General features: G+C 56.1%; 13 protein-coding genes. 2 read left to right on the top strand and 11 right to left on the bottom strand.

What is annotated here, in order from left to right:
• Positions 1 to 7 precede the first annotated feature (7 nt).
• Complete coding sequence (locus tag QMZ18_RS13785; RefSeq protein ID WP_282606889.1) at positions 8 to 811, bottom strand: ABC transporter permease; 804 nt, start codon at positions 809 to 811, stop codon at positions 8 to 10.
• Positions 808 to 1,671, bottom strand: coding sequence for an ABC transporter permease (locus QMZ18_RS13780; RefSeq protein ID WP_282606888.1), 864 nt, complete (start codon positions 1,669 to 1,671; stop codon positions 808 to 810). The genes QMZ18_RS13785 and QMZ18_RS13780 overlap by 4 nt, the downstream gene beginning before the upstream one ends.
• Before the next feature lie 186 nt (positions 1,672 to 1,857).
• Here QMZ18_RS13780 and QMZ18_RS13775 point away from each other — a divergent pair, with 186 nt between their 5' ends.
• The gene (locus QMZ18_RS13775) at positions 1,858 to 2,451 is read left to right on the top strand and encodes a TetR family transcriptional regulator C-terminal domain-containing protein (RefSeq protein ID WP_282606887.1); all 594 of its coding nucleotides are present in this window, start codon (positions 1,858 to 1,860) and stop codon (positions 2,449 to 2,451) included.
• Here the strand turns inward: QMZ18_RS13775 and QMZ18_RS13770 are convergent.
• The 9 genes from QMZ18_RS13770 to QMZ18_RS13730 form a co-directional block, all read right to left on the bottom strand.
• Positions 2,444 to 3,220 carry an SDR family oxidoreductase gene (locus tag QMZ18_RS13770; RefSeq protein WP_282606886.1) on the bottom strand — a complete coding sequence of 259 codons (777 nt, stop codon included), beginning with the start codon at positions 3,218 to 3,220 and terminating at the stop codon, positions 2,444 to 2,446. The genes QMZ18_RS13775 and QMZ18_RS13770 overlap by 8 nt on opposite strands.
• 101 nt (positions 3,221 to 3,321) lie before the next feature.
• A complete protein-coding gene (locus tag QMZ18_RS13765; protein ID WP_282606885.1) occupies positions 3,322 to 3,675 on the bottom strand; it encodes a YdbL family protein in 354 nt (117 codons plus the stop codon).
• A gap of 104 nt (positions 3,676 to 3,779) precedes the next feature.
• Positions 3,780 to 4,067, bottom strand: coding sequence for a YnbE family lipoprotein (locus QMZ18_RS13760; protein WP_282606884.1), 288 nt, complete (start codon positions 4,065 to 4,067; stop codon positions 3,780 to 3,782).
• A gap of 109 nt (positions 4,068 to 4,176) precedes the next feature.
• Complete coding sequence (locus QMZ18_RS13755; RefSeq protein WP_282606883.1) at positions 4,177 to 7,371, bottom strand: YdbH domain-containing protein; 3,195 nt, start codon at positions 7,369 to 7,371, stop codon at positions 4,177 to 4,179.
• 145 nt (positions 7,372 to 7,516) lie between these two features.
• Positions 7,517 to 7,825: an antibiotic biosynthesis monooxygenase gene (locus QMZ18_RS13750; protein WP_282606882.1), complete on the bottom strand. Its 309-nt coding sequence runs from the start codon at positions 7,823 to 7,825 to the stop codon at positions 7,517 to 7,519.
• A gap of 146 nt (positions 7,826 to 7,971) precedes the next feature.
• On the bottom strand, positions 7,972 to 9,168 hold the full coding sequence (gene nagA / locus QMZ18_RS13745) for an N-acetylglucosamine-6-phosphate deacetylase (RefSeq protein WP_282606881.1): 1,197 nt from the start codon (positions 9,166 to 9,168) through the stop codon (positions 7,972 to 7,974).
• Complete coding sequence (locus QMZ18_RS13740) at positions 9,168 to 10,238, bottom strand: SIS domain-containing protein (RefSeq protein WP_282606880.1); 1,071 nt, start codon at positions 10,236 to 10,238, stop codon at positions 9,168 to 9,170. Before QMZ18_RS13740 ends, nagA begins: the two co-directional genes overlap by 1 nt.
• A gap of 68 nt (positions 10,239 to 10,306) precedes the next feature.
• A complete protein-coding gene (locus tag QMZ18_RS13735) occupies positions 10,307 to 11,077 on the bottom strand; it encodes a GntR family transcriptional regulator (RefSeq protein ID WP_282606879.1) in 771 nt (256 codons plus the stop codon).
• A gap of 1 nt (position 11,078) precedes the next feature.
• Positions 11,079 to 11,969: a BadF/BadG/BcrA/BcrD ATPase family protein gene (locus tag QMZ18_RS13730; protein WP_282606878.1), complete on the bottom strand. Its 891-nt coding sequence runs from the start codon at positions 11,967 to 11,969 to the stop codon at positions 11,079 to 11,081.
• Between the two features lie 279 nt (positions 11,970 to 12,248).
• Here QMZ18_RS13730 and QMZ18_RS13725 point away from each other — a divergent pair, with 279 nt between their 5' ends.
• On the top strand, positions 12,249 to 13,163 hold the full coding sequence (locus QMZ18_RS13725) for an N-acetylmuramic acid 6-phosphate etherase (RefSeq protein WP_282606877.1): 915 nt from the start codon (positions 12,249 to 12,251) through the stop codon (positions 13,161 to 13,163).
• Positions 13,164 to 13,201 lie beyond the last annotated feature (38 nt).

Here is a 13,201-nt window from a genome sequence, read left to right as displayed (position 1 = left end):
GAAACCTTTAGCGTGAAGCGGACGAGCGTTCGGCCCTGCGGCGGAAATACTCCGCGGCGAGCAGAAGAAGGATGGAGCCCAGGATCAGCAGCGTGCCCAGGGCCAGAGTATTGGGCAGCTTGGCCGGAAAGCGTATCTGGCTCCAGATGTAGACCGGCAAAGTCGGCTCGTTTCCGGCCAGAAAGAACGCCAGCACAAATTCGTCAAAGGACACCGTAAAGGTCACCAGAAAACTCGAAACTATGCCTGGAGCAACCACCGGCAACGTCACGCGTCTGAAGGTTCCCACGACCGTCTCGCCAAGATCATAGGCTGCCTCTTCCAGCGACCCGTCGAACTGATCAAAGGAAGATTTCAAGATCGACACGGCGAACGGCAAGGCGAGAAAGACGTGTCCGGCAATGATGGTCAAAAGAGAAGGTTGGAGTCCCATATTGATGAACAGCACTAACATGGACGAGGCAACGATGATGCCCGGTATGACCAACGGCAACATCACCAGACCCTCGGCAGGTCCACGACCGAAAAAGCTGTGCCGGGCAAACGCGCGGGCGGCGAACAAACCGATAGCAGTGCTGATTACCGCTGTTGCCAAGCCTACGATCAGGCTGTTGCCCAAAGCGCCCAGCAGAGCATCGGCTTCCGCCAGCTTCTCGTACCATTGAAAGGTAAACCCGGTCAGCGGAAAGGCCACAATGGTTCCCGCGTTAAAGGAAAACACCGGAAGGAACAGCACCGGCAAATAGAGAAATGCCAAGTAGGCCGCCGCATAGCTGCCCAAGCCCGGCCGGAGATGCTGAAGCCTCGTCATCGGATCCGCCGCCCGGCCGAGCGCAGTGAAATGACAAAGACGGCGGCCACGAAAGCCACGACCAGAATTGCCATTATCGAGAGAGTCGCCCCCATGGGCCAGTCGTTGGCCGCACCGAACTGGACCTGGATCAAATTGGCGATCATCTTTCCGTCGGCCCCGCCCACAAGTGCCGGCGTTACATAGTCACCGACAGTGGGGATAAAGATAATCAGGCTGGCGGCAATAACCCCTGGAATGGAGAGCGGCAGCGTCACCCGTAAAAACCGTTCGATCGCCGTATTTCCCAGATCTGTCGCCGCCTCCAGCAGGCTGGGGTCGATTTTCTGGAGCGAGACATATATCGGCAGGATCGCAAAGGGTGCCCAGGCGTGGGCAAGTGTCAGGACAACGGCGTTGGGATTGTAAAGAATGAAACTCAGAGGTTCATCGATCAGCCCGACCGTCAGCAGTCCGCTGTTGAGCACGCCGTTGTAACCGAGAATCAATTTCCACGCGAAGACCCGAAGCAAATAACTGCTCCAAAACGGGATCGTCACCAGGATCAGCCAAAGAGCCTTCTTCTGGGTCTTAAAGGCAATGAAGTAGGCAATCGGATAAGCCAGCAGAACCGTCAGACCGGTCACAAGCCCGGCAATCACCACTGAACGGATCAACAAAAGACGGATCAGCGGATCGTCCACGGCTTGCCGGTAGTTCTCGAGGGTCAACTCACGGTTAATGTCGATGTAATCCTGAGTCCAGAAGCTATGCGCGACCATTAACGCCAGAGGGACGGCGACCAGAAAACCGACGTAGACCACTGCCGGCATACTGAGCGCATAGCCCTTTGCGCTGTCTGATCTGAGCGAGATCGCCATGTTAGATCGCGTCAATCGGAGATTGAGACTAGCTCACACTCTCAAATTGCCCTTCAGAATTCAAAAATGGACAATCGTCCATAAATATATCTAGACTAGAATCCGGCGATGGGTCAATAGCTAGTTACCATGAAAGACAAACCGCAAAAGCGAGCACTCAAGAAGGTCCGGCATCGGGAGATGCTCGTGGAAGCGACAGCTGATGTCATTTCTGATCACGGCATTGCCAACACCTCGGTAACTCGGATTATCGAGCGAGCCGGGCTCTCGCGCGGCATGGTACATCTGCATTTTCAGAGCAAAGAGGACCTTCTGGTCGGCGTTGCCCGCCACATGAGCGAACAATATTACGCCAAGCTGGATGGGTTTCTGAGTCAGGCTGGCCCTAAACCGCAGGATAAGCTGGAGGCCATCGTCACCGCCGACCTCAGCGAGGAAATTCTGACCCGCAAGTCAGTCAATATCTGGTACGCCTTTCGCGGTGAAGCCCGGTCCGACAACGCGTTTATGGCTTACTCAGATACCCGGGACGACGCGCTTCGGAACTTGATCTTTGAGACATATCTTGAGATCGCAGCACAATCGGAGAACCCTGAGATGCTTGCTCGGGACGCCACGCACGGCACCATCGCTCTTTTGGAAGGTATGTGGGTCGACTTCTTCCTGCACAGCGACCAGTTCAACCGCGCCACGGCAAAGAGAATCGTCTTCCGTTTCGTGGCCGCCCTCTTTCCGCAGGCATTCGATCTGCAAGACGGCGGACCTGAAAAGCCTAACTGAGTTCTCGAGGATAGAGCGTCTCAGTACCGCCATCGACGGCAATCACCTGCCCGGTGATCCGCCTGCCCCGCGCAGAACAGAGATAGACGACCATGTCAGAGATCTCTTCGGGCTCGACAAAACTCGCCAAGGAAACGCCCTGGGTGTACATCGCCCGCACCCGATCTTCGGAAATCCCGTCGGCGGTAGCATGCGCCGCAATCACACGTTCCATGCGGTCGCCGGTGATCGATCCAGGCGCAATGGCGTTGACCCGGATATTGTCCCGGCCCAACTCCATCGCCAGCGTCTTTGTCAGACCGACGATAGCAAACTTGGCGGCGACATAAGGGGCACGCATGGGCAAACCCATCAAACCGGTCGTCGAGGAGATATTGACGATCGCACCGGAGCCGTTCTTTTTCATAGCTGGCACGACGGCGCGCGTGCAGAAAAACTGGCTGTCGAGATCGATCGTAAGACAGCGTCGCCAATCTTCGGTGGTAATATCCTCAATCGCCGCTGTCGGTCCGGCAATTCCGGCATTGTTGATCAGGATGTCGATTCCGTCGGCAACAATCGGCGCCAGCCACGCGTCGACCGCATCGGGGTCGGAGACATCAACGAAGGAACCCGTCAAACTCTCTGGCAGGTTCCCAATCGCAGTTTCGTCGACATCACAAACAAAGACTTCAGCACCCTCGGCCGCCAAGCCCTGCGCGATCACGAGGCCGGATCCACCCGCCCCTGCTGTTACAACGGCGCGTTTCCCCGTCAATTCAGTGTTCATAGGGCAGATGGCTTCCCGAAGAATGGTCTTACGGCAGATTTCTACACGGCCCATGTAGAGCCTTGAATTAGACCGTAAAGGCTAGGAAAAGAATACAATCGTTATTTCTGAACCCACTTGCCTTTTTCGTTCAGAAACCAGGTTCCAGACGGGGCTTTTTTCATTATCTGTTTGGCGTAAATCTTACCGACAGAAGTGACGTCCGCACCCGTCTTTTTGGCTTCGCGCTGATAGATTTTACTGCGCTTCGCATTTACGTCTTTCACGACTTTTTTGGCACCGCCGTCGCGTGCGACCGCGAGCCCGTCGAAACGTTCGCCGACAGTTCCTTGTTTGCGCAGATCATCAAGCGAGGCAGCAAAGGCGGGTCGGCCCGCAGCACCGATGCCAAGGGCAGCGAATGCCGCAAGAGAGCAAAGTGCGGCCCGGCGGCCAATCAGGTTCGTATCTGTCATATTGTGTTGACCAGTTGTTCTGGAACATAGGGTGGTGGGCCGTTCGTCGGGTGCGCGCTGCACCCGGCCGGCGTCAGAGTTCATTATGTCATTCGCACTGCGCATCAGAAGATATCCGGGTTAGCTTCAACTTCTTCGCGTGCCTGCTCTTCCAGCTTCAGCCGCACTTCCGCGTCGAGTTTGACATTCAGATTGATGGTGATCGGCTCCTTGGGCGCCTCGACGCGAACCGTAGGCTGGCAAGCCGATAACACGCCGATCGCTGCCGTAAGCGCGGCAAACCTGATCCCGGTGGGTACAAGGCGATAATCACGCAGCAAACCGGCAATTCGCGGGCCTTCGCGATTAAAAGCTAAAGTAAAAGCCTGGGACAAAGAGATATCACCTTTCACCGAAGAGGTTTCCGACCAGAGTGTACTCACAGGCAAGCACAAGCTCCAAGCTGATAACGCATATAAACCCGGCTATCTGAACAGAGCCTGAACAGCTTGAGCTTTGGGGTCATTGCAGGGAATACCGCCCGGACAGCAGGTCTTTGGTGATTTCCAGGCTTTCACCAAGCGTATTGAGGACCTGGCCGATATTACTTTCGAGGTTCAGATTGAGGCGAAAAGGCTGTCCTTCGAGCACAGCCGGATTGTTTCCGAGAATCGACAAAAGAAGCGTGAGATCGTCCTCGGCCGTCTTCTCAAGGGTCAGCGATAGATCGTCGTAGTGGAAATCTTCCAGGGCTCGCACGAGGGAATTCACCTCATCACCATACCCTGTCAGCAAGGAACTGACCTTGTCCGAACGGACGCGCAAAACACCCGGCTCGGTCGCCGCCAGCTTGCTTTGCTGGATAATCACAGTGCCATCATTGAAGCTGATGGGCAGATCGCCTGTGAGCCGGCCAGACACATCGACATCAGCGAGGTCCGCCGCCTTCAGGATCTCAGCAAGATCCAGTCCGGTGATACGAATTGGGAGGTCTGCTGAACCGTCCAGCAAGGCCACTCGGCCGCCAGCCACCGACAGACGTGCGCCCAGAACGGTCAAAGCCATGTCCTGAAGGTCCAGTGCAAAGGGCATTGCCTCCGGCAGAAGCGCCTCGACACGCAAATTACTGACCGGCAGGCCGGGATCGAACCTGGCCAGATCGATCCTGATCGGCACCGAAGCCCGGGGCGGCCAGAGACCGTCGAGTTCAACTGCCATGGAGAGATCCGAAAAGGGAAATCCGAGAGCCTCTCCCGCTAAACCCTCGCTTTTGATCCGCGCAAAGCCGACCGGACCCTCCGGCAATATCTCGACATGCAATTTACCCGACAATGAACCCACATCGACTGCCGCGCCGGAAATCCAGGATAAATCCTTCAAGTTGAGCGGTGTGACCGCAAAATCATGCGTTGGCAGGTTAACATCGACGGATAACCCACCTGCGGGATCGGACCTCCCTTTCACGTCAAAGGTGATTGCGTTCTGGAAAGTGCGGCCTTCGGCGGCGAAGTCGAGCCGGCCGCTTTTGTCGCGTCTAAAAGTACCGTCCAGCAAAACCTCTTCAAACCGCCGCGGCTGCGCCAGATCTTCAAGCTTCAGATCATTGAATTCACCGGACAGCCGATTCGTGTTGGGATCGGCTCGAGCCCGTAATCCGATATTCGCCGCGCGTAGTTGAAGCTCGGTTATGGAAACACCCGCGGTTTCAATGCCAAGCAAAAGCGGACCATCGGCCTTCCGATCCGGCGATATTGTAAGATCAATCGGCTCTATCTCGAGCGTAACTTCTTGCTCTTCAGCAGCAAATGAGAATCCGGAAGCCGCCATCTTGGCAACCATCATGGGCCGAACAATGCCTGAGGCAAGATCAACCTCCACCTCAGACGAAGTTATGTGGAGCTTCAAGGGGATCGTGCTGGTTACCGCAGGTGTCGAAAGCCTTTTTGCCGTGGTCACAGCAGAGCCGGTACTCTCGACGTTAAGCTTTTGTCCTTTCAGTTCTGCGCGGAAAGGCATCATGGAAACCAGACCTGCGATCTTAGCATCTTCCTTGATCAACTGCTTGGACGTGGCCTTCACATCTCCCGTCATTACCGAAACAGCCGCGCTCGAGGTGAACTCTCCCTGGATGCCGATATTAAATCGTCCTTTGGCACCACTAATTCCCCGCAAAGGAAGTTTCTGCGCCTCCACGGCAACCGGACCGCCAAGGGACCAATCGGCTGCTTCCGGGCTAAACTTGCCCGTTGCCGTTGTAACAACCGAAAAGCCTTCGCCTGCAGCATCAAGAGCCGCCGCAAGGAAATAAGGTCCGACAGAAGCGTTTGCACGCGACGCCCTTAGAAAGGCTGTTTCCTCTATAGGGGACAGGTCAAGCTTCACTGGTCCGTCGAGCCACTCCCGCAGATCATCAGGAAGGGCTAGATTGTCCAACAGCTTGTCGGAAAGTGCAGATATTCGGGCAGCCGCAGGCTGCGCCAGACGTACCACAAGGCCCTCATCATCCAGCTGAATCCCACCATCTATATCCAAGGAGAAGCCCTCCAGGTATTCGGGATGCGAGAGTGCTTCCAGCCTCAGTGTAAAATCCGACTTGATCGTAGATACAATCTGAAGCAGTTGTTCGGGCGGCATCGCAAAAATGCCTATCGACTGTAAGTCCTTAAGTGGCGGCATCGTGGCATCGATGCGGGCCTGTGCTGCCACTTGTCCAGCTTCTGGCAGAGGGAAAGGAAACTTGGAAAACAACGGTAGAGTGGCGGGCGTATCGATGCTGCTCGAAACCGACAGGGTAGCGGCATCGTCGCCTTGTGCGACGCGGCCGGCAACCTTCGCGCGCGAGGGGTTCTCTGTCTGACCGCCCGACAAAAGCGTGGCTTCGAAAACCACATCCTGCTGCTCCAGACCAGCTTCGAGAGAGACCTGGATTGGGGCAAGGTGCGTGTCGGGAGAGAGCGCCCCACTTATCTTCTCGAACGTCAAAGCACCATCCAGCCGCTCAAAGACGGCCTTCGGTCCGTTAAGCGCCGCGGAAAAACTACCGCTCAAACCACGAAACGTCAGTTCGCCGACGTCCAGGTTTCCGTCCTCGACAACGACATCTGCCAGAACACTGGCATCGGGCGTGACAGTCAGTCCGACGACCGCGGTCGTTCGGCCCTGCGACGCGTTAGCAGCGAGACTGAATGCCCCGAGAATCGCAGCCGTCGGATCGCGCCAGACTGAGCCTTCGACCCCCAAGTCGATTGGTCCAACCGGTGTTCCCAGACGGACCAACGTTTCCTCAATTGTCACTTCGGGAAACGCTGGAAGGGGCTCACCTGTCTCCGAGTTGGCTCCTAATGAGGTCCCGCCATCTTTCCCCCCCGATTGGTCTTTCAACCATGGTGAGTCCATGTCCAGGGACAGTTCGGCGCCAGAGAGAAACACCGTTGGCAATGTTCCGGAAAGTAAGTCGGTGAAGTTATAGTCAAGATCGATAACGTCGAGATCGGCGGAGACCCCAGGCGCACTGACGGACAGACGCCGAATGGAAACACGCTCCCAATCCAACTGCGTCAACGCCAAAGATGTTACCTGCAGGCCCTGCTCTTCCAGACCTTTGGTAAGAGCCCAAACCGCGACATCCTTTCGAAGAGCGACGGCACCTATCACGCTTAACCCAACGACGATAAAGCCGGCGAGCCACAGGCGGCCGCGGAAAAATTTGCCCAACATAGAAATGCGCCGCGACCTCCACTGCCGCATCAACGTTCTGGCGCAAGCCTATAGCAGTGGCGTAGGCCTGCATACCATGGCGATAGCAGGGCTCCGGTGCTCCGCGCGCAATTTTCTGATTGTTAGGGAAGGTAACGGTGACTGGTTAAGCACCTAAGACGACGCTGAAGCCTTCGAATTGCGGATGACCGAGGTAGAGTGCTCTATTATCTCCGGCATTGCGATGTGCCATACGGAAGTGTTCCGATTTGGTCCAGTTCTCGAAGTCCTTTTCCGTGGCCCAAATTGTATGAGACGCAAACAAGGTGTGATCTTCTTCGGCGTGACCCTTAAGCAGGCGAAACTCAACAAAACCCGGTACTTCTTCAAGATGCGTATCGCGGCTGCGCCAAACTTCTTCAAAGGCATCTTCTTGACCGGAGGTCACTTTGAAACGATTCATTGCGATGAACATGGATTGAGTCCTTCCCCACGTTTGAAATTCAGTTTGCCGTCTATGCAATACTAATAATGCGAGTCAGTCGCAATACAAATAGAATTCAGGCTATTGAATTTCTATGACGAAGCCGACCTGTTGGACGGCGGGAAACCTTCCAAATCTCAAGAATGCAGTGACGCGACTGAAGCCTCTGTGCCGGCGTTGTCGCCAGCGATCCAGGTGCGTTTGACTTGCCAATCATCGTCAAGCAACACGAGGTCGGCACGATGACCAACGCGGAGATAACCGAAACGGTCGTCCAGCCCGAGGAACTGAGCTGGATACAGTGAGGCCATCCTAAGGGCTTCAGACACCGATAGACCGAGCTGATCAATGGCGAAGCGAACTGCCTGTGCCATATCCAAATCAGAACCCGCAAGCGTGCCGTCCTCCAAAGTGACTCGACCGTCTTCGCGCACAACGCTGCGCCCATTCAAAACAAAGCGGTCTTCGGCACAGCCGACAGTCGGCATAGCGTCGGTAACCAGGAACATCCGGCCCGGGCCGGCCTTCGCGCGCAACGCTGCCCGCAACACCGCCGGATGGACGTGATGCCCGTCGGCGATAATGCCGCACCAGAGTTCACCGCGATCCAAGGCTCCGCCCACCATTCCCGGTGCACGATGACTCAAGGGACTCATGGCATTAAACAGATGGGTCACGCCCCGTGCACCGGCATCGACGGCGGCGCAAACCACTTCATAACTGGCATCCGAATGGCCCAAGCTGACCGTAACACCGCCGTCGACGAGCCGGCGGATCAGTCGTGGCGCAACCTGGTCGGGCGCGATTGTAAGCAATAGCGTCCTAAGTCCTGTGGAAGTCAGGTACTCGACATCTGCATCCCCCATCTCCCTGATCAAACCCCCGGCATGTGCTCCCTTGCGGCTCGGTGCCAGAAAGGGCCCTTCCAAATGAAGGCCGAGGACACCCGGCACGCTATCCAGCGTTACGGCTTCTTGCACGGCCTCGATCACGCGGCACATGATGTTGGGGGTGTCCGTGATGAGTGTTGGAAATAATCCCGTCGTACCATACCGCCGGTGTGCACGGGCAACGATCCTCAGGCCCTCCACATCCGGCTGGTCATTAATCAATACGCCACCGCCGCCATTGACCTGCGCATCGATGAAACCTGGCGCCAGAACACCGCCGCCAAGGTCTTCAAACACCGCATTGGGATCGAGAGAAACTGCCGGAACGATCTCGGCGATATGACCATTTTCGATTACCACCGCACGATCGTCCAGAAAGCCTTCACCGTCGAACAGCCGTGCGCCGAGCAGAATTCTCTTCGTGACTGCGGCAGTATCCGCCATCAAACGGTCTCCGTTACTTTCTTCAGGTTTGTGGGGTTATCGGGATCGTAGCCTCGCCGCCGGGCGAGCCCCTCAATCAATTGGTAGGACGACAAGCACATTGCGATCGGATCGGTAAGCAAGTGACCGCTCGCCGTCATGGGCAAGCGGCCTTCATTCGGCCCGTCCGACGCCTTGTTCGCCGTCCCATTTTCCGCGACGAAAAAGACCTCGGCGCCAGCGATACGCAATCGATCGAGCACAGCCGACATTCCCGGATGAGAGGCGTCAGATGGATTGAAAGCGAAGATACGAAATCCGTCTTGAACAAGCGACAAGGGACCGTGCATGACTTCGGCTGCGCTGAAGGCTTCGGCATGCAGAGACATGGTTTCCTTGAACTTCAGCGCGGTTTCCATGGCGATCGGAAAGCTCGGCCCCCGACCCAACACATAGAGAGAATCGGTCGTGGCCAGCGGCTCGATAGCTTTTTGCCAATCGAGTGAAAGCGCATCCGAAAGCCGGTCAGGCAGAGCCTCGAGCGCCATTTGCAGAGAACGATCTTCCGACCAGGCGGCAATGATAGCCGCAGCAGCCACAGCCGACGCTATGAAGCTTTTGGTCGCCGCAACACTTTCTTCCAGCCCGGCATGCATCGGAACCACGATATCTGCGCCTTCGGCCAGCGGTGAATCAACATGATTCACAATAGCGATCGTCAAGGCTCCTGCCCGTTTCGCTGCTGTTTGCAGGGTAACGATATCCGGGCTCTGACCGGATTGGGAGATAGACAGCTGCACACCCCCGCGCATCCGCAGAGGCGCTTGATAAATCGAAGCGACAGAGGGGCCCATAGACGCAACTGGAACCCCCAGCAGAATCTCGAGACCGTATTTGAAGAAACCTGCTGCATGGTCTGACGACCCGCGAGCGCAGGTGACAACGACCGACGGATCCAATTTACGAAGACGTTTGCCAATAGAAACAAAATTGCTACGCTCGGCATCAAGAAGCCTGGCGACTGCTTCAGGTGCCTGGGCAATCTCACGCTCCATAGCGGTCTGCTGCGCCAGCACAGTGTCAGCGGCCATATCAGTTCCTCCAGTCATATCGCAGTTGTTCCTGGCATCAGGCATCGGTTTGAGAGCCGCAACTGCTGTCATTCTTCATCGCCGCTCGTCATTGCCAGTTCGGCAACAAAGTCGTAGGCATCGCTGCGATAAAACGATCGTGTAAACTCGACCACGCTGCCGTCTTCCAGATATGAGACGCGCTCAATCCGCAATGCCGCCGTTCCGGGCTCTACCCCTAAGCGCTCCGCATTCAGGGGCTCCAGATTGACCGCGCTGAAGCGCTGAAGCGCGCGCGTCGGGAGCAGGTTGGCTGCGTCGAGCACCTTGTACAGCGACAGCTCGACCGATGCGGGATCAGGCAGAAAACGGGCTGGAACGACGGCCAGCTCAATAGCCATTGGCACACCATCCGCCAAACGCAATCGATGCAAGCGGGAGACCTTTTCACCGGTCGAGAGGCCGAACACCATCGCCTCTTCGGTCGAAGGATGACCTGAGCTGCGTTCGAGCCAGACAAATCCCGGTGTCAGCCCGCGCGCCACCATGTCTTCACTAAACGAGGTCAAACGTGACAGACGCTGTTCCACATGGTGTGGGGGCTTCGACACAAAGGTGCCCGACCCGCGCCGCTGCTTCAGAACGCCATCGTCGACGAGACCGCTGATAGCCTTACGAACTGTGACGCGGGACACCCCCAGCGCCGTAGCGATTTCACGTTCCGCCGGCAGTGCCTGCTGAGGTTTCAAAACACCTCCGGTCACGGCATCCTGGATCATCGCCTGCAGACGCAGATAGAGCGGGGTCGGATCATCGCCGTTCAAGCGGGCTTGGTCGAATATCTCGCTGAGCGCTGTCATATCAGGTTCCGGTTGCCCCAATCGCGCCCTGGTCTTGGGCCGCCATACGCGCCATTGTGATCGCACCACCCATGGCATCAGACCTCGGTGCCACAATCAGGCTTCGAACCTGCTCCGACAGCAACGGTGTATAAGCATCAGACAGCCCGCCAAGCAGGCAGATCCGGCTCGCCCCGAGTTCCGACAGAGCGACCAGAAGTTCCTCGACCTCGCGCAGGGACGTTGCAAGGACGTCCTCTGCAACCAAATCACCCTCCTTGGCCGCACCGATAACCATCGGCGCAAATGCGGCATAGTCCTTGGGCAGTGCGGTTTCAGCCCAAGATACCAGCGCCTGCGGATCCGATCCGAAACGCGCCATAACACGCTCGGTCAGCAGCGATTCAGGGCGGATCTTTTCATGACAAAGCAACGCCGTTCGGATCAGATGACGCCCCATGGATGCGCCGCTGCCACTGTCTGAGACAGAAAAGCCCCATCCACCAACCGTCTTCTTTCGCGCACCAATTTTGGCAAAGCCAGCCGAACCGGTTCCGACGATCAGTATCGCGCCATCATCCGGATAGTGCGCACCCAACCAGGCGACGTAAGCATCCGACTCAAGACTTACCTTCCGAAAGGGAAATGGCATGGCTGCTAAAGCGCTGTGATGCTCCTTGAGATTAGCACCAGCGATACCAAAACCCGCATAGCAATCCGCATAGACAGTTTGGTTCAGCCCGGCACTCTGCGCAGCCGCGTCCACAGATGCCATGATCGCGCGAAAGGAATTCTCAATCCCCGCGGTCACATTTGCCATCTGAGACCGGCCTTCACCGAGCACCTGTCCGTCCGAAGCTTCAATCCGCGCCCGGCACTGCGTGCCACCGCCGTCCACTCCCAAAAAGTACATTTCAGTTGCACCTTCAAATTTTCCTTCCCTCTTATAATACCAACCTAAGTCCATTTGCAATCGCTTATGTTTAACGAAATACGCCCGCTCACATCGAGTTTCGCATAGCGATTTTTTATTTTATTATTATTTTACAATATATTAAGGAATTTTTTCATGAATTTCCCCTAAAAAACTATATTTGGAATTTTTTCTGACTGGACAAATGGTATTATTTTGGTATTGTTTTTGATAACACTTAATTAAGCATGTTGAACACAGGGGCTTTGGGGGAGGAATATGGAGCCGCGCCGCACGGAACAGGTGAGCGACCGTTATCGCGGCCTCGACACTTGGCAGGACAACGCAATCCTTGCCGCCATGATCGAAGGTCAGGCGAGCGCCATCACTGCAGTCCAGCGTGCGATCCCTGAAATCTCTGCTGCCGCGTGCGATATTGTCGAACGCTACGAAGCAGGCGGGCGTCTAATCTACGCTGGCGCGGGCAGTTCGGGGATTATTGCTCGCCTGGATGCTCTTGAACTTCCAGGAACTTATGGCATCCCAAGAGATCGAATTGTCACTTTTTTGGCAGGTGGCGAAGAGTCTCTAAGAAACTTAAACAGCGGTGCCGAGGACGACCGGGAAGAGGCACTTTCGGCAATAGGATCGCAGGAAATTACGAGCCGAGATTCCGTGATCGGCATATCCGCGAGCGGATCGACGCCCTACGTCCTTGCGGCGATTGAAGCCGCTCAGACCGCTTCTGCCCTTACGATCGGTATTGCCTGCAATCCGGGGACTCCACTGCTTGATCTTTCCAAGCATGCGGTGCTGCTCGACAGTGATCCTGAGGTCGTTGCAGGCTCAACCCGAATGAACGCAGGTACCGCACAAAAGTGCGCCCTAAATCTGTTGTCGACCCTGGTCTCCATCAGACTAGGTCATGTCTACGACGGAATGATGGTCAACCTGCAAGCCGACAACAGCAAGTTAAGAGAGCGTGCCGCCGGAATCGTTGCGCGGATCAGCGGCGTCGAAGTTCCCGTCGCAAGGCAATTGCTCATGCAAACGGACGGTGTTGTGAAACCTGCTATTCTTCTCGGTGCTGGCATTGGGTCGCTTCAAGAAGCAACCTCGATGCTTTCAGCGACAAACGGAAATGTCCGTCACGCGCTTGAAGCACATAGGAAAAACAAAACCAGACCAGATTAAACGTCGTACCACTGGAGCACTGAGCTAAAGAAGGTTCA

The organism is Pelagibius sp. Alg239-R121 (assembly GCF_947331435.1).
Lineage (GTDB): Bacteria > Pseudomonadota > Alphaproteobacteria > Kiloniellales > Kiloniellaceae > Denitrobaculum.
The sequence above is the reverse complement of the archived record's forward strand: the minus strand, read 5'-3'. Positions and strand labels throughout refer to the sequence as shown.

What these genes read in the sequence shown, in the direction of transcription:
- QMZ18_RS13785 (WP_282606889.1), bottom strand. Translation starts at nt 811, where the DNA reads ATGACGAGGCTTCAGCATCTCCGGCCGGGCTTGGGCAGCTATGCGGCG.
- QMZ18_RS13780 (WP_282606888.1), bottom strand. Translation starts at nt 1,671, where the DNA reads ATGGCGATCTCGCTCAGATCAGACAGCGCAAAGGGCTATGCGCTCAGT.
- QMZ18_RS13770 (WP_282606886.1), bottom strand. Translation starts at nt 3,220, where the DNA reads ATGAACACTGAATTGACGGGGAAACGCGCCGTTGTAACAGCAGGGGCG.
- QMZ18_RS13765 (WP_282606885.1), bottom strand. Translation starts at nt 3,675, where the DNA reads ATGACAGATACGAACCTGATTGGCCGCCGGGCCGCACTTTGCTCTCTT.
- QMZ18_RS13755 (WP_282606883.1), bottom strand. Translation starts at nt 7,371, where the DNA reads ATGTTGGGCAAATTTTTCCGCGGCCGCCTGTGGCTCGCCGGCTTTATC.
- QMZ18_RS13750 (WP_282606882.1), bottom strand. Translation starts at nt 7,825, where the DNA reads ATGTTCATCGCAATGAATCGTTTCAAAGTGACCTCCGGTCAAGAAGAT.
- nagA (WP_282606881.1), bottom strand. Translation starts at nt 9,168, where the DNA reads ATGGCGGATACTGCCGCAGTCACGAAGAGAATTCTGCTCGGCGCACGG.
- QMZ18_RS13740 (WP_282606880.1), bottom strand. Translation starts at nt 10,238, where the DNA reads ATGGCCGCTGACACTGTGCTGGCGCAGCAGACCGCTATGGAGCGTGAG.
- QMZ18_RS13735 (WP_282606879.1), bottom strand. Translation starts at nt 11,077, where the DNA reads ATGACAGCGCTCAGCGAGATATTCGACCAAGCCCGCTTGAACGGCGAT.
- QMZ18_RS13730 (WP_282606878.1), bottom strand. Translation starts at nt 11,969, where the DNA reads ATGTACTTTTTGGGAGTGGACGGCGGTGGCACGCAGTGCCGGGCGCGG.
- QMZ18_RS13725 (WP_282606877.1), top strand. Translation starts at nt 12,249, where the DNA reads ATGGAGCCGCGCCGCACGGAACAGGTGAGCGACCGTTATCGCGGCCTC.